Annotated in this window: 14 protein-coding genes; 9 read left to right on the plus strand and 5 right to left on the minus strand. The window is 66.5% G+C overall.

What is annotated here, in order from left to right; translation table 11 throughout:
- Positions 1-19 precede the first annotated feature (19 nt).
- The 6 genes from mmsB (at position 20) to AAFG13_RS01610 (ending at position 5,988) form a co-directional block, all read left to right on the plus strand.
- A complete protein-coding gene (gene mmsB, locus AAFG13_RS01585; RefSeq protein ID WP_342710926.1) occupies positions 20-907 on the plus strand; it encodes a 3-hydroxyisobutyrate dehydrogenase in 888 nt (295 codons plus the stop codon).
- A gap of 143 nt (positions 908-1,050) precedes the next feature.
- A complete protein-coding gene (locus AAFG13_RS01590; protein ID WP_342710927.1) occupies positions 1,051-2,775 on the plus strand; it encodes an AMP-binding protein in 1,725 nt (574 codons plus the stop codon).
- 13 nt (positions 2,776-2,788) lie between these two features.
- Positions 2,789-3,268, plus strand: coding sequence for a MaoC family dehydratase (locus tag AAFG13_RS01595; protein WP_342710928.1), 480 nt, complete (start codon positions 2,789-2,791; stop codon positions 3,266-3,268).
- Between the two features lie 175 nt (positions 3,269-3,443).
- Positions 3,444-3,590: a hypothetical protein gene (locus tag AAFG13_RS01600; RefSeq protein ID WP_212317977.1), complete on the plus strand. Its 147-nt coding sequence runs from the start codon at positions 3,444-3,446 to the stop codon at positions 3,588-3,590.
- Between the two features lie 257 nt (positions 3,591-3,847).
- Entirely contained in the window at positions 3,848-4,765 is a 918-nt protein-coding gene (locus AAFG13_RS01605) for an SDR family NAD(P)-dependent oxidoreductase (protein WP_028344663.1), read from the plus strand.
- 2 nt (positions 4,766-4,767) lie between these two features.
- Positions 4,768-5,988 carry a TIGR03862 family flavoprotein gene (locus AAFG13_RS01610; RefSeq protein ID WP_342710929.1) on the plus strand — a complete coding sequence of 407 codons (1,221 nt, stop codon included), beginning with the start codon at positions 4,768-4,770 and terminating at the stop codon, positions 5,986-5,988.
- 91 nt (positions 5,989-6,079) lie between these two features.
- Here the strand turns inward: AAFG13_RS01610 and AAFG13_RS01615 are convergent, their stop codons facing one another.
- A complete protein-coding gene (locus AAFG13_RS01615) occupies positions 6,080-7,297 on the minus strand; it encodes an MFS transporter (RefSeq protein ID WP_342710930.1) in 1,218 nt (405 codons plus the stop codon).
- 92 nt (positions 7,298-7,389) lie between these two features.
- Between AAFG13_RS01615 and AAFG13_RS01620 the strand changes: the two genes are divergently transcribed.
- Positions 7,390-8,292 carry a LysR family transcriptional regulator gene (locus AAFG13_RS01620; protein WP_342710931.1) on the plus strand — a complete coding sequence of 301 codons (903 nt, stop codon included), beginning with the start codon at positions 7,390-7,392 and terminating at the stop codon, positions 8,290-8,292.
- A 98-nt stretch (positions 8,293-8,390) separates the two neighbouring features.
- Here AAFG13_RS01620 and AAFG13_RS01625 read toward each other — a convergent pair whose 3' ends face one another.
- The 3 genes from AAFG13_RS01625 to AAFG13_RS01635 all read right to left on the minus strand — a co-directional run bounded on the left by AAFG13_RS01625 (position 8,391) and on the right by AAFG13_RS01635 (position 11,892).
- The gene (locus AAFG13_RS01625; protein ID WP_342710932.1) at positions 8,391-9,470 is read right to left on the minus strand and encodes a D-TA family PLP-dependent enzyme; all 1,080 of its coding nucleotides are present in this window, start codon (positions 9,468-9,470) and stop codon (positions 8,391-8,393) included.
- Between the two features lie 105 nt (positions 9,471-9,575).
- On the minus strand, positions 9,576-11,390 hold the full coding sequence (locus AAFG13_RS01630) for an ABC-F family ATP-binding cassette domain-containing protein (protein ID WP_342710933.1): 1,815 nt from the start codon (positions 11,388-11,390) through the stop codon (positions 9,576-9,578).
- Positions 11,391-11,394: 4 nt separating this feature from the next.
- Entirely contained in the window at positions 11,395-11,892 is a 498-nt protein-coding gene (locus AAFG13_RS01635) for a YaiI/YqxD family protein (protein ID WP_342710934.1), read from the minus strand.
- Between the two features lie 136 nt (positions 11,893-12,028).
- Here AAFG13_RS01635 and AAFG13_RS01640 point away from each other — a divergent pair, with 136 nt between their 5' ends.
- Positions 12,029-12,832: a hypothetical protein gene (locus AAFG13_RS01640; RefSeq protein WP_342710935.1), complete on the plus strand. Its 804-nt coding sequence runs from the start codon at positions 12,029-12,031 to the stop codon at positions 12,830-12,832.
- 280 nt (positions 12,833-13,112) lie between these two features.
- Here AAFG13_RS01640 and AAFG13_RS01645 read toward each other — a convergent pair whose 3' ends face one another.
- Positions 13,113-15,488 carry a xanthine dehydrogenase family protein molybdopterin-binding subunit gene (locus AAFG13_RS01645; RefSeq protein ID WP_212317959.1) on the minus strand — a complete coding sequence of 792 codons (2,376 nt, stop codon included), beginning with the start codon at positions 15,486-15,488 and terminating at the stop codon, positions 13,113-13,115.
- A gap of 212 nt (positions 15,489-15,700) precedes the next feature.
- On the opposite strand from AAFG13_RS01645, the gene AAFG13_RS01650 reads away from it, so the two are divergent.
- A complete protein-coding gene (locus tag AAFG13_RS01650) occupies positions 15,701-16,744 on the plus strand; it encodes a Ppx/GppA phosphatase family protein (RefSeq protein ID WP_092113181.1) in 1,044 nt (347 codons plus the stop codon).
- The last annotated feature ends 108 nt before the right edge of the window (positions 16,745-16,852 follow it).

Below are 16,852 nucleotides of genomic sequence, written 5' to 3' on the forward strand. Positions count from 1 at the left end.
CGCAAGCGGAGGACTTCCCATGGCAAACGTCGCATTCATCGGGCTTGGCAATATGGGCGGGCCGATGGCGGCCAATCTGGTCAAGGCCGGCCACAAGGTGACCGCGTTCGATCTGGTCGCGGCATCGCGCGATCAGGCCAGGCACGACGGCGCTGCGATCGCCGAGAGCGGCGTCGGCGCGGTGAAGGGCGCCGATGTCGTCATCACCATGCTGCCGGCCGGCAAGCACGTGCTCGGCGTCTGGAACGAGGTGCTTCCGGCGATGGGCAAGGGCGCGCTGATCATCGACTGCTCGACCATCGACGTCGAAAGCGCCAAGCAGGCGCATGCGCTTGCCGCCAAGCACGGCATCGCCTCAGTCGATGCGCCGGTTTCCGGCGGCACCGGCGGCGCCAAGGGCGCGACGCTGACCTTCATGTGCGGCGGTGAGGCGAAGGCGTTCGCGGCGGCGCAGCCGATGCTGGCCAACATGGGCAAGAAGATCGTGCATTGCGGCGGCGGCGGCGCAGGGCAGGCGGCCAAGATCTGCAACAACATGATATTGGGCATTTCGATGATCGCGGTCGGCGAGGCCTTCGTGCTGGCCGAAAAGCTCGGCCTGTCGCATCAGGCGCTGTTTGACGTCGCCTCGACCTCGTCGGGGCAGTGCTGGTCGCTGACGACCTATTGCCCGGTTCCCGGCCCGGTGCCGACTTCGCCGGCCAACAACGACTACAAGCCGGGTTTCGCCTCCAACCTGATGGTCAAGGACCTGACGCTGGCACAGGACGCCGCCAACGCCGCCGGCGCGGTGACGCCGCTCGGCAAGCATGCGCAGGAGCTCTATAAGACCTTCGACGCGTCGGGGCACGGCGGGGTCGACTTTTCCGGAATTATCCAGCACGTTCGGAGCCTCGCTGGAAAGTAGCGGATCACTCGTAGCCCGGATGGAGCGCAGCGAAATCCGGGACTGCTTTATCTACTGGCGCGACCGCCCCCGGATTGCGCTTCGCTCCATCCGGGCTACGCTTGACGGTGACGCTGGTTGCCAATCAACGGGCTCGGAAGAAGATGACCACATTTCAGGACGCACGCGCCTTTCTGCTCAAGCACCGGACCGATTACGACGCGGCGGTGAAGGGATTTCGCTGGCCGGATCCGACGCCCTTCAACTGGGCGCTGGACTGGTTCGACGCCGAGCTGGCGCACAATGCCGACAGCCGCGACCGGCCGGCGCTGTGGATCGTCGATGCCGCCAGCGGCAACGAAACCAAGCTCAGCTTTGCCGAGCTGTCGCGCCGCTCCAACCGGGTCGCGAACTTCCTGCGCGCGCAGGGGCTGAAGCGCGGCGATCATCTGCTGCTGCTGCTCGGCAATGTGGTGCCGCTGTGGGAGACCATGCTGGCGGCGATGAAGCTCGGCGTGGTCGTGATCCCCGCGACCACGCTGTTGACGGCGGACGAATTGCGCGACCGGCTCGATCGCGGCAAGGCGAAGGCGGTGGTCGCCACGCAGGATCAGGTCGCGAAGTTCGCGGGCCTCGGCGGCGACAGACTGGCGCGCATCGTGGTCGGCGCGACGCAGCCGCAGAACGGCTGGCTGCCGTTCGAGGATGCGGCGAAGGCACCCGAGGCGTTCACGCCCGACGGCCCGACCAAGGCCGACGACCCGATGCTGCTGTATTTCACCTCGGGCACCACGGCAAAGCCGAAGCTGGTGCGGCACAGCCAGCGCAGTTATCCGGTCGGCCATCTCTCGACCATGTACTGGATCGGCCTGCAGCCCGGCGACATCCATCTCAACATCTCCTCGCCCGGCTGGGCCAAGCATGCCTGGAGCTGCTTCTTCGCGCCGTGGAATGCCGGTGCGACGATCTTCATCGCCAACCAGCCACGCTTCGAGGCCAAGGGATTGCTCTCGATCATCGGCCGCTGCGGCGTCACCACGCTGTGCGCGCCGCCGACGGTGTGGCGGATGTTCATTCAGGAGCAACTGTCGGACTTCAAGGTGAGCCTGCGTGAAGTGTGCGGCGCCGGCGAACCGCTCAACCCTGAAATCATCGACCAGGTCAAATCGGCCTGGGGCCTGACCATTCGCGACGGCTATGGCCAGACCGAGACCACGGCGCTGGCCGGCAATTCGCCGGGGCAGAAAGTGAAGGTCGGCTCGATGGGCCGGCCGCTGCCGGGCTATCGCGTGCAGGTCACCGACAATGACGGCCACGCCGCGAAGGAGGGCGAGGTGACGCTGTTGCTCGGCGCTGAGCGGCCGGCGGGCCTGATGCAGGGCTATCAGGGCGACGACGGCAGACTGATCGGCACCGACGGCGAGATTTATCGCAGCGGCGACGTCGTGTTCACCGATGACGAGGGCTATCTGACTTTCGTCGGCCGCACCGACGACGTGTTCAAGTCCTCCGACTACCGCATCTCGCCGTTCGAATTGGAGAGCATACTGCTCGAGCATGATGCGGTGGCGGAAGCCGCCGTGGTGCCGAGCCCGGACCCGATCCGGCTGGCGGTCCCGAAGGCCTATGTGCTGCTGGTCTCCGGTGTCGAGCGCAGTCCGGAGACGGCACTGTCGATCTTCAAACATTTGCACACGCGGCTCGCACCGTTTAAACGCATCCGCAAGATCGAGCTGGTGACCGAACTGCCAAAGACGATTTCTGGAAAGATCCGTCGCGTGCAGTTGCGCCGGCTCGAACATGACGATGTCAGAAGCGATGCGTTGCGCGGAGCCGAGTTCCGCGAGGAAGAATTTCCGGAGCTGCAGAAGGTGCGGACCTCCGGTTAGCAGAGGTTAGCCAATGAACGAAGTCTGGACGAAGCCGCCGGTGTCGCTGGAAACCTACCAGGGCATGGTCGGCAAGGAGATCGGCGTGTCCTCATGGCACCTGCTGGATCAGGGCCGCATCGACACCTACGCCGACGTGATCGAGGATCATCAGTTCATCCACGTCGATCCCGAGCGCGCCAAGAAGGAGACCGCCTTCGGCACCACGATCGCCCATGGCTTCCTGACGATGTCGCTGCTGTCGATCATGTCCTACGAGGTGATGCCGGTGCTCGAGGGCACCGCGATGGGCGTCAACTACGGCTTCGACAAGCTGCGCTTCATCTCGCCGGTGCGCTCGGGAAAACGCGTTCGCGGCCGCTTCGTGCTGGCCGAAGCCACGCTGCGCAAGCCGAAGGAACTGCTGTCGCGCACCAATGTCACGGTCGAGATCGAGGGCGAGGAGAAGCCGGCGCTGGTCGCCGACTGGCTCGGTCTGATCTATTTCAGCTGAGGGATGGTTGAGTAGCTCCACTTTTTCCGCAAGCGGGAGCGGTGGAGCGAGCCCGCCTCGACCCGCCTTCACAGGTTGTGCGTTGCACCGCTCATCCACATAGCGCATTGACGGCTTTGATCCCTGGTGTCCATCATGCCCCCGTTGAGGCGGTGCGGTCCCGGGAGTGGCAGCCATGGTGCAGAACATCGTCGCCGGACTTGTCGTGGTCGGTTTGATTTTGATTGGCTCGATGAGCTACGCCCAGGAGCATCACGAGTGCTGGAGCGGGCACCTGCTCAAAAGCCTGAAACCCTGCGGGTCGATGACCCCAGACGTCTAGCGCCCCCTGGTGGCCGCTTGGGTCCTGGCCGGGCTTGACCCGGCCATCCATCGCTGCTCAAAAGCGGCCAATCGCGAGCGTTTTCGCCCTCTCCCCCTGTGGGAGAGGGTGGCTTCGCGGAACGCGAAGCCGGGTGAGGGGTCTGTCTCTACGCAAAGACACTCACGTGCGCTCGCGGAGACAGACCCCTCATCCGGCGCTTCGCGCCACCTTCTCCCAAAAGGGGGGGAAGGGAAGTAAGAGCAGGAACGACAAGCATGGCAATCAGGTTTGACGGACGCGTCGCTATCGTCACCGGCGCGGGCAATGGTCTTGGGCGGGCGCATGCGCTGGGGCTCGCCAGCCGCGGCGCCAAGGTCGTGGTCAACGATTTCGGCGGCGCGCGCGACGGCACCGGCGGTTCGCTGTCGCCGGCCGAGACCGTGGTCGAGGAGATCCGCAAGGCCGGCGGCACCGCGATGGCCGACGGCGCCGACGTCTCGAACTTCGAGCAGGTCACCGCGATGGTCGAGCGCGCCACCAAGGAGTGGGGCAGCGTCGATCTGCTCTGCGCCAATGCCGGCATCCTGCGCGACAAGTCGTTCACCAAGCTCGAGGTTGCCGACTGGGCCAAAGTGCTCGACGTGCATCTCACCGGCACCTTCTATTGCTGCAAGGCGGTGTGGGCCGGCATGCGCGAGCGCAACTACGGCCGCATCGTGCTGACGACGTCGTCGTCCGGCCTGTTCGGCAATTTCGGCCAGGCCAATTACGGCGCAGCGAAGGCCGGCATGGTCGGCCTGATGAATGTGCTCGCCGAAGAGGGCCGCAAGAACAACATCAAGGTCAACACCATCTCGCCGACGGCTGCGACCCGCATGACCGAGGAACTGCTGCCGCCGCAGGCGCTGGCGCTGATGAAGCCGGAAGCGATCACGCCGGCGGTCGAATTCCTGCTCTCGGAGGATGCGCCGACCCGCACCATCATGGGCGCCGGTGCCGGTTCGTTCGCGGTGATCCGCGTGCTGGAGACCGAAGGCGTCAACCTGCCGCAATCCGAATGGACGCCCGACGGCGTCGCCGCGCACTTCAACGCGATCAGCGACATGTCGACCGCGAAGGCGTTGCAGGGCGCGTTCGAGCAGACGCAGAAATACGTCGCCCAGGCCGCCGCGCGGGCCGGGATCAAGCTCTAAGCATGAGCGTCGCCGTCATCGGAGCCGGTCCCGCCGGCCTGATGGCGGCGGAAACGCTTGCGGCGGGCGGGGCGCACGTCACCGTCTATGACGCGATGCCGTCGGCCGGCCGCAAGTTCCTGATGGCCGGGCGCGGCGGGCTCAATCTTACCCACAGTGAGCCGTTGCCCGATTTTCTTGCGCGCTATCGCGAGGGGATGACGCACCTGAAGGCCGCGGTCGAGGCGTTTCCGCCGGACAGCTTGCGCGCCTGGAGCGAAGCGCTGGGGCAGCCGACCTTCGTCGGCAGCAGCGGCCGGGTGTTTCCCAAGGCATTCAAGGCATCACCTCTCTTGCGCGCCTGGCTGCGGCGGCTCGATGCCGCGGGCGTTGCGTTCGCATTCCGGCATCGCTGGATCGGTTGGGACGTGCGCGGCGGACTGCTGTTTGAGACGCCGGACGGCCCGCGCGCGGTCAACGCTGACGCAGCCGTGCTCGCGCTCGGCGGCGCGAGCTGGCCGCGGCTCGGCTCGGACGGTGCCTGGGCGGAGCTCCTCGCGGCGAAGGGCATTGCCGTGGCTCCGATGAAACCGGCCAATTCCGGCTTCACGGTCGCGTGGTCGAATGTCTTTCGTGACCGGTTTGAGGGCCAGCCGCTCAAAGGCGTCGCCCTCACGATCGGCCCGCACACCGTGCGCGGTGAGGCGATCGTCACCCGCACCGGCATCGAAGGCGGCGCGATCTACGCGCTGTCGGCGGAATTGCGCGAGGCGGTGCTCGCCAAGGGAACGGCGACGCTCAGCGTGGCGCTGCGGCCTGATGCTGCACATGACGAACTGATTGCACGCCTGTCGGCGCCGAAGGGCAAGCAGTCCTTCTCCAACTTCCTGCGCAAGGCCGCGCAGCTCTCGCCGGTCGGCATCGGGCTGTTGCAGGAGGCGGCCGCCGTCTCCGGCCGATCGCTGGCCGCGCGGCCGCCGGCTGGACTGGCCGGGCTGATCAATGCGGTGCCGATCGAGATATCGGGCGTGGCGCCGATCGCGCGCGCGATCTCGAGCGCCGGCGGGATCAGGTTCGACGAGCTCGACGCGCACTTCATGCTGCGTCGGCTGCCCGGCGTTTTCGCCGCCGGCGAGATGCTCGACTGGGAGGCGCCGACCGGCGGCTATCTGTTGCAGGCGTCGTTTGCGACGGGGGGCGCTGCGGGGAAGGGCGCGTTGCGATGGCTCGCGCAGAAATCGTAGGATGGGTAGAGCGAAGCGAAACCCATCGACTTCCTTCCGCGCGGAAGCATGATGGGTTTCGCTGCGCTCTACCCATCCTACGCGGTGCCACTCATTCCGATCCTGTCTTCGTCGCGATGTCGGTGATGAACCCGAGCACACCGAACGTGGCAGCCACCGCGCAGACCGCCGTCCATCCACCATAACTCCACGCCGCCGACGCAGCCGCCGCGCCAACCGCGCCGCCGATGAAGAACAACGCCACGAACAGGCCGTTGATCCGGCCGCGCGCCTCCGGCTGCAACAGATTGACGGCGCGGCGGCCGAGCGTCTGGTCGGTGGTGATGCCGAAATCGAGCAGCACGGCGCCGACGCCAAGCAGCGCGAGGGCCGTGATCCGCGATTCGGTCATGCCGGCCCAGGCGCACAGCGCGAGCGCACCGACGATGAGAAGGTGCGAGACGATTAGCAACGGCCGCGCGAAACCTCGGTCGCCCCAGCGTCCGGCGATCGGGGTTGCCGCTGCCCCGGCCACGCCAATCAGCGCGAACAGCGCGATCCCCTTGGCGTCGAGCTTGAACGGCGCATCCGGCAGCCGCAGCGCCACCGCGGCCCAGAATGCGGTGAACGATGCCATCACCAGCGCGGCGGTCCAGGACCGAACGCGCAGCACCGGCTCCTCGCGCAGCAATCTCGGAAATGAACGCAGCAGCCCACCGTAGCTGACCTTCGCCGCGGGCTGCAGCGTCGGCAGATAGCGCGCCAGCGCGCAACCGAGCACGGTCATCAGGACGGCCGAGGTGAGATAGTAGCCGCGCCAGTTCCAGCTGTCCGCGATCAAGCTCGCCATCGGCCGTGACAGCAGGATGCCGATCATCAGGCCGCTCATGACATCGCCGATCGCTTGTCCGCGGCGCTCCGGCGGTACCATCGAGGCGACCAGCGGCACCACCATCTGGATCGCGGCGCAGGAGGCGCCGAGGATGAAGGTGGCGGCCAACAAGATCAGCGGCGTCGGCGCCAGCGCGGTGCCGATCGCGGCCACGATGGCGCAGGCAAGTGTGCGCAGGATCAGCCGCTTGTTCTCGGCGAGATCGACCAGCGGCACCAGCAGCAACAGCCCGAGCGCGTAGCCGAGCAGGGTCAGCGTCGAGATCAGGCCGGCCTGCAGCGCGGTCATGGCGAGCGATCGGCTCATCAGGCCAACCAGGATCTGCGGCGCAAACAGATTGGTGACGACGGTGCCGGTCGTGATGGCGCCGATCCAGATCAGGGGACGCACGGAGACGGCGCGCGCCGGGGAGAGCTTGGTGGCTTCGGAAATCGTCATGGGACCTCGCGATGGAGTGGCGAGACCCCTTTAGGGGATCGGTGTAATATGCTACAATTCAAATAAGTTGATGAAGAATATGCGAGTTTGTTATGAACACCCACGACCTTGTGGCGTTCGTCGCCGTGGTGGAGACCGGATCGATCGTCGCTGCCTCAGCGCGGCTGAACCTGACCCAGCCCGGCGTGACGCGGCGGATCCAGAATCTCGAGGAGATGCTGGGCGCGCAGCTGCTCGACCGGCTGTCGAAGCCGCTGAAGCCGACGGCGGCGGGGATCGAGGCCTATGAGCAGGGCCGCCGCGTGCTGCGCATGCTCGACGACCTCAAGTCAGGCGTCGCCAATGACGGCGTGGTGCGCGGCGAGTTCAGGCTCGGCCTGACGCCGTTCTTGTCGGAGGCGGGGCTCACCGGTCCGCTTGATGCGGTGCGCGGCGAATTCCCTGCGCTCGCGGTGCGCGTCGTCTCGGGCTGGTCGCCCAACCACATGGAGCGGGTCAGCCGCAACGAGCTCGATGCCGCCGCGATCTGCCTGCCCGACGGCACCCCGCCGCCCGAGGATCTCGCGGCCTCCGATCTCGGCGCACAGCCGGTGGTGTTCGTCGTCGCGCGCGAGATGAAGACGCCGGAATTCGTCGACCTCGAATGGCTGTCGCGGACCGGGTGGGTGATCAACCAGGACGGCTGCGGCTTCCGCCAGACGCTGAAGCGCCATTTCGACGCGGCGCATCTGCCGTTCACCATCGCGGTCGAGGCGCTCGACAGCGAATTACGCCTGTCGCTGGTGGCGCGCGGGCTCGGCATCGGCCTCGTCACGCCGGTGGCGTTGAAGCGAAGCCCGATCCGCGGCCGGCTCAAGACCGTGAAGATCGCGGATTTCAATCCGGCGGTGCGCGCCTGGATCGTGCATCGCCCGCCCGCCGGCCGCCTGGCGCGGCCGATCGAGGTGTTTCGCGATGCGCTGGACCGCGAGCTGCAGGCGCTGATCCGCGGGTAGATTCGTAGGATGGGTAGAGCGAAGCGAAACCCATCGATTTCGATCCACGCGGAAGCATGATGGGTTTCGCTGCGCTCTACCCATCCAACGGATCACGGCTAACGCAGCTTGCCGCGCGCCGTCACCGGCAGCGCGCCGATGATCTCGTCGCCGCGCACCATCACGACCTCGTCCATCATGTTGACGACGACGCAGACGTGATTGGGCACGATCCGCACGACGTCGCCGACGTTGGGGCGGGTGTTGCTGCGGGAGAGGTCGAGGAAGCCGTGCTCCTCGGCAAAGCGTGCGATCTTGGCCTCGGGGTGTTCGAGGATCAGGCCGTGGCCTTCGAGGCCGCCGGTGTCCGAGGTCAGCGTCTTGGAGCCGGCATCGAGGATGCCGCGCTCGGGGCCGGCACGGCTCACCACGGTGGAATAGATATGCAGCGCGCAGTCATCCCAGGTGGCGACGCCGGCCGCGACCTGCATGCGGTCGTTGTAGATATAGGTGCCGAAGCGGTGCTCGGTGCCGCCCTTCAGTTTGCCGAGATTGACGAGGTTCGGCGTGCCGCCGGTGGAGACGATGGTCGCATCGAGGCCGTGGGCGCGCACGCCGGCCAGCGCCTCGTCGTAGAATTTCTGCGCATCCGCCCAACCGGTCTCGGTCGGGTACAGCATGAAGCCGGCGAAGCTCAGGCCCTTCGAACCGGCGATCTCGCGCGCCAGCGCGATCGCCTCGGCCGGGGTCTCGACGCCGGCGCGCTTGCGCCCGGTGTCGCATTCGACCACGACCGAGAGCGGGCGGCCGGACGCGGCTGCCGCCTTCGGCAGATCGCCGACCACGACCGAATTGTCGGCCGCGACGGTGACGTTGGCCTTGCCCTGCAAGGCACCGAGCCGGGCCATCTTCTCGTCGCCGAGCAGATTGTAGCTGATCAGGATGTCGTCGATGCCGCTATCGGCCATGATCTCGGCCTCGCCGAGCTTCTGGCAGGTGATGCCCTTGGCGCCGGCCTTGATCTGCAGCTGTGCCAGCATCGGGTTCTTGTGGGTCTTGATGTGCGGCCGGTTGGCGATGCCGGCCTCGTCGCAGGCTTTCTGGATGCGCGCGATGTTGCGCTCGACCCGGTCCATGTCGATCACGGCGCAGGGCGTGCCGTATTCCTTGGCGATCTTGGCGGCGAGGGGCGTGGTCATGCTTTTCTCTCTTCTGCCTCGTAGGATGGGTAGAGCGCAGCGAAACCCATCGAATTTCTTCGTTGCGTCATGATGGGTTTCGCTGCGCTCTACCCATCCTACGCATCATGCCTGTTCGATCTCTTCGCGGAGCACTTCGAGCTCGAGCCAGCGGTCTTCGGCGGTGGCGAGCTCGTCCTGCGCCTTGGCGATCGCGGCCGAGGCGGCGTCGAACTTTTTGCGATCCTTCGCATAGAGATCGGGATCGTCGAGCAGCTTCTGCTGCTTTGCGATCTCGGCGTGCAGCCTGTCGATGGTCTTCGGCAGCGTCTCCAGCGCGTGCTTCTCGTTGAAGCTGAGCCGACGCCTCGGGGCCGCTTCGGGTGCCGCGGCCCTGGCTTCCTTCTTCTCCTCGATTGCGGCGTCCGCCTTCACCGTCTCGCGCTTCACGTCGGCGCCGCGCTGCGCCAGCATGTCGGAATAGCCGCCGGCATATTCGATCCAGCGGCCCTGGCCTTCGGGCACGATCACCGACGTCACCACGCGGTCGAGGAAGTCGCGGTCGTGGCTGATCAGGATCACGGTGCCGTCGTAATCGCCGAGCATGTCCTCGAGCACGTCGAGGGTTTCGAGGTCGAGGTCGTTGGTCGGCTCGTCCAGGATCAACAGGTTCGACGGCTTGGCCAGCGCGCGCGCCAGCATCAGCCGGCCGCGCTCGCCGCCGGAAAGGGCTTCCAGCGGCGTGCCGCGCTGTTCCTGCGCGAACAGGAAATCCTTCATGTAGCCGATGACGTGCTTCGACTTGTCGCCGACCATGACGTGATCGCCGCGGCCACCGGTCAAAGCCTCGGCCAGCGTCAGCTTCGGATCGAGACTCTCGCGATGCTGGTCGAGCGTTGCCATCTCGATATTGGCCCCGAGCCGCACCGAACCGGAGTCGGGCGGATCGTTGCCGATCAGGAGATGCACCAATGTGGTCTTGCCGGCGCCGTTCGGGCCGACGATGCCGACGCGGTCGCCGCGCTGGATCCGGGTCGAGAAGGTATCGACGATCGTGCGCTCGCCATAGGCCTTGGTGATGGTCTTCGCCTCGATCACGAGGCGGCCGGATTTCTCGGCCTCGGCGGCGGCGAGCGTGGCATTGCCGGTGGCGCCGCGATAGTCGCGGCGCTGGTCGCGCAGCGCAAAGAGATTGCCGAGCCGCTTGACGTTGCGCTTGCGGCGGCCGGAGACGCCGTAGCGCAGCCAGTGCTCCTCGTTGACGATCTTGCGGTCGAGCTTGTGCTGCTCGCGCTCTTCCTCAGCGAGCACCTCGTCGCGCCACGCCTCGAACGCGCCGAAGCCGCGCTCGATCTGCCGGATCTGGCCGCGGTCGAGCCAGGCGGTGGTGCGCGACAGATTGGTCAGGAAGCGGCGGTCGTGGCTGATCAGGACCAGCGCGCAGCGCCGACTCTCCAATTCGCCTTCGAGCCATTCGATGGTCGGCAAATCGAGATGGTTGGTCGGCTCGTCCAGCAGCAGAATGTCGGGCGAGGGCGCCAGCACGCGTGCCAGCGCCGCGCGGCGCGCTTCGCCGCCGGAGACATGCGCGGGATCTTCCTCGCCGCTGAGGCCGAGCTGTTCGAGGAGATAGCGCGCCTGGTAATGGTCGTCGCCGGGGCCAAGCCCGGCCTCGACATAGGCCAGTGTCGTCTTGTGGTCGCCGAAATCCGGCTCCTGCGGCAGATAGCGGATGGTGGCGCCGGGCTGCACGAAGCGGCTGCCCCCATCAGGCTCGACAATGCCTGCCGCGATCCGCAGCAGCGTCGACTTGCCGGAGCCGTTGCGGCCGATCAGGCAGACGCGCTCGCCCGCGGAGACCGACAGCTCGACGCCGGAGAGCAGCGGCGTGCCGCCAAACGTCAGGCTGATGTCCTTGAGCTGGATGAGCGGTGGGGCCATCGCGCTAAACTCCGTTCGCCGGCGCCTGCTCGGCGCGGCGGCGCTGGATGCGGCGGATGGTCTGGTCGAGCATCGACAGGAAATTCGAGCGGTCGCGCGGCGAGTAGGATTTCGGCCCGCCGGTGATCTCACCCGACGAGCGCAGATCGGTCATCAGATTGCGCACCGCGAGCGTCATGCCGATCGATTGTTCGGTGAACGGCTTGCCGTTCGGCGCGATCACATCGGCGCCGGCCTTGACGCAGCGACTCGCCAGCGGAATGTCGGCTGTTATGACGACGTCGCCCTCATGCGCGCGTTCCGCGATCCAGTCATCGGCCGCATCCATGCCGGAACCGGCGGCGATGCGCTCGATCAGGGGATCCTGCGGCACGCGGATGAAGTTGCCCGCGACCACGCTGACGGGCACGCCGAGCCGGATCGCGACGCGATAGATTTCGTCCTTCACCGGGCAGGCGTCGGCGTCGACATAGATGCGGGTCTGGGCGGGGGTTTCAGTCATCGATTCATTGGTTGGCAGGCGCGGCCTGCGTGTACTCCATGGTGCGGAAAATTGCGAGCAAAACGAGAGGCTTGCCATGCCTTTTCGTTCGACTACCATTGTCACCAGAAAAACAACGGAAATAAGGGAAAACCCCATGAACTCGCAGACCGGATCGCAGGTCTACCGCGTCTCGGCGTACAACACCTCGAAACTGTCGGAGAACAAGATCCACGACGACACGGTGGCGCGGAAGTTCGGCTTTTCCGGTGGGCTCGTCCCCGGCGTCGATGTGATGGCCTACATGATGCACCTGCCGGTCGAGAAGTGGGGCCGCGATTTCCTGGAACGTGGCCTGATCGAGGCTCGCTTCGTGAAGCCGGTCTATGACGGCGAGATCGCCGAATTGACCGGACGGGAGACCGGCAATGGGTTCACGATCGAGCTCACCAGCCGCGGCGAGCTCTGTGCGACCGGCACCGCGTCGCTGCCGGCCTCTGCACCGAAGTTTGTGCTCGACGATTACAAGCAGGTTGCGGCCGTCGCCGAGCGCAAGCCGGTCAGCGCGTTGTCCTATGAAGAAGGCAAGTGGCTCGGCACGATTCCGCGCGACTGGTCCGGCGACGCCGCGAAGGAGTATCTCGCCGATATCCGGGAGACCGACCCGATCTATCTGCGCGAAGGTCTCGGCCATCCCGGCCTGCTGCCGCGGGTGATGAACAAGGTCCTGGTCGACAATGCGATCCTCGGGCCTTGGATCCACGTGGGCACCCGCATGCAGCTGTTGTCGGCGGGCAAGATCGGCGACGAGTTGACCGCGCGCGCCAAGGTGACCGGCAATTACGACAAGAAGGGCCACCGCTTCGTCGAGCTCGACGCGCTGGTGCTCGGCAACGGCGTGCCGCTCGCGCATTGCCACCACATCGCCATCACCCAGCCGCGCGAGCAGGCGGCGGCGTAGGGGGCTCCGTCATTGCGGGGCTTGACCCGGTAATCCATCGCCTTTGCAAGAGTCGTTTCAAGTCGATGGATGCCCGGGTCAAGCCTGGGCATGACGAATGTGAGGTGGGCTGAGCTCTCGCATCGCCTACAACTGTCATCCCCCGCGCATGCGGGGGATCCGGTACGCCGGGCCTTTCGGCTCAAGCACAATCGTCTCTGGGATACTGGATCGCCCGCCTTCGCGGGCGACGACAGCGGTGTTGGCGGCGACAGCGTTGTTTGTGGCGACGGCGCCTGCTTCAAGCCGCCGCCTTCGCCTTGGCATCCTGGATCGCGCGCCAGACGCGTTCGGGCGTCAGCGGCATGTTGATGTGCTTGATGCCGTACTCCGACAGCGCATCCACCACGGCATTGACGATGCAGACGAGGCTGCCGGCGCAGCCGGCTTCGCCGCAGCCCTTGGTGCCGAGCGGGTTGGACTTCGCCGGCGAGGGATGATCGCCGACCAGCATCGACGGCACGTCGCCGGCGCGCGGCAGCGCGTAGTCCATGAACGAGCCGGTGATCGGCTGGCCCGAGCCGTCGTAGCTCACTTCCTCCATCAGCGCCTGGCCGATGCCCTGCGCCACGCCGCCATGCAACTGGCCGGCGACGATCATCGGATTGACCACGGTGCCGAAATCGTTGACCGCCGAGTAGCGCACGATCCGCGTCACGCCGGTGTCGGGATCGATCTCGACCTCGGCGACGTGACAGCCGTTCGGGAAGGTCGACGCCGTCTCCTTGGTGGCGTGATCGACGTCGAGCGTCTCAGGCGTGCCCTCCGGCATCTTGCTGTCGCGCATCCGCTCGGCGAGCTCCATGATGCCGATCGAGCGGTCGGTGCCGGCGATGGTGAAGCGGCCCTGGCCGAATTCGATGTCGGCCTCGGAGGCCTCCAGCATGTGCGCGGCGGCCTTCTTGCCCTTCTCGACCACCAGCGCGGAAGCCTCGACGATCGCCTGTCCGGTCGCGGTGATCGAGCGCGAGCCGCCGGTGCCGTTGCCGAAGCGCACGAGATCGCTGTCGCCCTGTTCAAGCGTGATCTTCTCGAAGGGAACGCCGAGCTGGTCGGACAAAACCTGCGCGAACGGCGTGGCGTGGCCCTGGCCGTAGTCGAGCGTGCCGGTGGTGAGCTTCACCGAGCCGTCGGGCTCGAAGGTGATCTTGCCGAGCTCGCCGCTCGGCGGCGCGGTGACCTCGAGATAGGAGCCGACGGCGATGCCGCGCAGCTTGCCGCTCTTTTTGCTCTCCTTCTTGCGCTTGGCGAAGTTCTCGTAGTCGGATATCTCCAGCGCCTTCTGGAACACGCCGGCGAAATCGCCGCTGTCATAGGTGACGCCGGAGGCGGCCGGGAACGGCAGCTGCGACGGCTTGATGAAGTTGCGCTTGCGCAGCGTGAAGCGGTTGATGCCCATCTCGTCGGCGGCGGCGTCGATCAGCCGCTCCATGTAGTAATTGGCCTCGGGCCGGCCGGCGCCGCGATAGGCGCCCATCAGCGTGGTGTTGGTCACGACCGTCTTGATGTCGACGCCGAGCAGCGGCGTGCGATAGACGCTGGCGAGGTTCTTGCCGGTGTTGAGCGACAGCGGGCCCGGCGCGACGCCGGTGATGTAGGCGCCGAGATTGCCGTAGCCGGAGAGCCGCACCGCGAGGAACGTGCCGTCGGCATCGAGCGCGAGCTCGGCATGGATCAGCTGCGCGCGGCCTTGGCTGTCGGACAGGAAGCTGGTCGAGCGCTCATCCAGCCACTTCACCGGGCGGCCGAGCTCGCGCGCCGCATGCGCGATGCAGGTGTATTCGGGGTAGTTGAGGTTCTTCATCCCGAACGAGCCGCCGACATTGCCGGTGAGGATGCGGACCTTGTCGGCGGGCACGTTGAGCAGGCGCGCCAGGATCGCCTTGTTGCCGGAGACGCCCTGGGTCGGCACCTGCAGCGTGAAGCGCTCGGTCTTCTTGTCGTAATGCGCGAGCGCGACGCGCGGCTCCATCGAGACCACGGCGACACGGGTGTTGACGATGTCGAGTTTTGTGACGTGCGCGGCGGCGGCGAACGCCGCCTCGATCCTGGCGGTGTCGCCATAATGATAGTCGAGCGCGACGTTATCGGGGATGTTGTCATAGAGCTGCGGCGCGCCCGGCTTGGTCGCTTCGGCCGCGTCCGTCACCGCGGGCAGCGGCTCGATGTCGAGCTCGACGGCCTCAGCCGCATCGCGAGCCTGCGCTGCGGTTTCCGCGACCACGAAGGCGACGGGATCGCCGACGAAGCGCACCTTGTCGGTCACGAGCGCCGGGCGGTTGGTCTGCTTGAGCGGCGAACCGTCGCGGTTCTTCAGCGGCAGGCCGCAGGTGAAGGGGTTGTAGCCCGCGGCCGCAAGGTCCGCGCCGGTCCAGACGCCGAGCACGCCCGGCATCGCCTTGGCGGCTTCCGTATCGATCCCCTTGATGATGCCGTGGGCGTGGGAGGAGCGGACCATCCAGCAGGTGGCCTGGCCGGGAAGGGAGAAATCGTCGGTGTATTTGCCCTTGCCGCGCACCAGGGTGTCGTCCTCCTTTCGTCGAACAGGCTGTCCGACACCGTATTTTTGCAGTGCGATAGCGTTTTCGAGGGAGGCGGGCGGCGTATGATCTTGCATCGAAAATGACCTGAAATGCCCGGATTTGCTGGAGTTTGGGGGCGCAGACGAGATAACGCACGCCCCCCTTAACGACAACGCCCGATTGGGCATGGACCCAATGTGAACGGAGTTTGCGTAGGGCTTTGACGCTGCTAAAGTTTCCGTGAACGGACAATTATTCGGCGGGCCCATGGATTGCCCTTGGGGTCCTGCGGAAAGACAGTGTTTTGATGAATGACTATGTGCGGCTTTGTGACGGCCCTCCGGCCGGCGAAGCCCCGTCAGGGCTGATTGCGGCGGCCGCGGAAAGCGGCGTCTACGCCGCGCTCGACCTCGGCACCAACAATTGCCGGCTGTTGATCGCCTGTCCCACCGGCGACGGGTTCCGCGTGGTCGACTCGTTCTCGCGGATCATCCGGCTTGGCGAGGGCATCGCCGCGACCGGCTCGATCAGCGAGGCCGCGATCGAGCGGGCGATTGCAGCGCTCGCCATTTGCAGCGACAAGATCCGCTATCGCAAGGCCCGCCGGCTGCGGCTGATCGCCACCGAGGCTTGCCGCGCCGCCGGCAATGCCGAAAGCTTTCGCGCGCGCGTCGCAGCCGAGACCGGCATCGAGCTCGAGGTGATCGATCGCGAGACCGAGGCAACGCTCGCCGTGATCGGCTGCTCGCCGCTGCTCGACCCGAAGGGGCGCGGCGCCATCCTGTTCGACATCGGCGGCGGCTCGACCGAGCTGGTGCGGATCGAGCGCGATCCCGGCGTGCCCGATGCGCCGCCGCGCATCAAGGCGTGGATGTCGATCCCGCTCGGCGTCGTGACGCTCGCCGAACATTTCGGCGGCAAGAACGTCACCAGGGACATGTATGCGCGGATGATCGATGAGGTCGCCCGCCACGTCGCGCCGTTCGCGGCCGAGCACGGCAAGGATCTGCGCGACATGCACATGCTCGGCACCTCGGGCACCGTGACCACGCTCGCCGGCGTGTTCCTCAATCTGTCGCGCTACGATCGCCGCCGCATCGACGGCATCTGGATGAACGATGGCGACGTCACCGCGACGATCCAGAAGCTGCTCGGCATGAGCTATGAGGCGCGCGTCAACAACAACTGCATCAGCGTCGAGCGGGCCGACCTCGTGCTGGCCGGCTGCGCGATCCTCGACGCGATCCGCAACGCGTTCCCGATGCCGCGGCTCCGCGTCGCCGATCGCGGCCTGCGCGAGGGCATGCTGGTCGAGATGATGCGCGAGGACGGCGCGCTGCGGGCGTGCTAGAGCTGCCTTAGCCTCGCCCCGCTTGCGGGGAGAGGCCGGATTGCATGTCAATGCAATCCGGGTGAGGGGGACTCTCCACGGGCGCATCTCTCACCCTCATTGCGGAAG

It is taken from the genome of Bradyrhizobium sp. B124 (assembly GCF_038967635.1).
Classification (GTDB): Bacteria; Pseudomonadota; Alphaproteobacteria; order Rhizobiales; family Xanthobacteraceae; genus Bradyrhizobium.

Bases quoted from the DNA above. Each gene is read 5' to 3' on its own strand.
- mmsB (WP_342710926.1), top strand. From the start codon at position 20: ATGGCAAACGTCGCATTCATCGGGCTTGGCAATATGGGCGGGCCGATG.
- AAFG13_RS01590 (WP_342710927.1), top strand. From the start codon at position 1,051: ATGACCACATTTCAGGACGCACGCGCCTTTCTGCTCAAGCACCGGACC.
- AAFG13_RS01595 (WP_342710928.1), top strand. From the start codon at position 2,789: ATGAACGAAGTCTGGACGAAGCCGCCGGTGTCGCTGGAAACCTACCAG.
- AAFG13_RS01600 (WP_212317977.1), top strand. From the start codon at position 3,444: ATGGTGCAGAACATCGTCGCCGGACTTGTCGTGGTCGGTTTGATTTTG.
- AAFG13_RS01605 (WP_028344663.1), top strand. From the start codon at position 3,848: ATGGCAATCAGGTTTGACGGACGCGTCGCTATCGTCACCGGCGCGGGC.
- AAFG13_RS01610 (WP_342710929.1), top strand. From the start codon at position 4,768: ATGAGCGTCGCCGTCATCGGAGCCGGTCCCGCCGGCCTGATGGCGGCG.
- AAFG13_RS01615 (WP_342710930.1), bottom strand. From the start codon at position 7,297: ATGACGATTTCCGAAGCCACCAAGCTCTCCCCGGCGCGCGCCGTCTCC.
- AAFG13_RS01620 (WP_342710931.1), top strand. From the start codon at position 7,390: ATGAACACCCACGACCTTGTGGCGTTCGTCGCCGTGGTGGAGACCGGA.
- AAFG13_RS01625 (WP_342710932.1), bottom strand. From the start codon at position 9,470: ATGACCACGCCCCTCGCCGCCAAGATCGCCAAGGAATACGGCACGCCC.
- AAFG13_RS01630 (WP_342710933.1), bottom strand. From the start codon at position 11,390: ATGGCCCCACCGCTCATCCAGCTCAAGGACATCAGCCTGACGTTTGGC.
- AAFG13_RS01635 (WP_342710934.1), bottom strand. From the start codon at position 11,892: ATGACTGAAACCCCCGCCCAGACCCGCATCTATGTCGACGCCGACGCC.
- AAFG13_RS01640 (WP_342710935.1), top strand. From the start codon at position 12,029: ATGAACTCGCAGACCGGATCGCAGGTCTACCGCGTCTCGGCGTACAAC.
- AAFG13_RS01645 (WP_212317959.1), bottom strand. From the start codon at position 15,488: ATGCAAGATCATACGCCGCCCGCCTCCCTCGAAAACGCTATCGCACTG.
- AAFG13_RS01650 (WP_092113181.1), top strand. From the start codon at position 15,701: ATGAATGACTATGTGCGGCTTTGTGACGGCCCTCCGGCCGGCGAAGCC.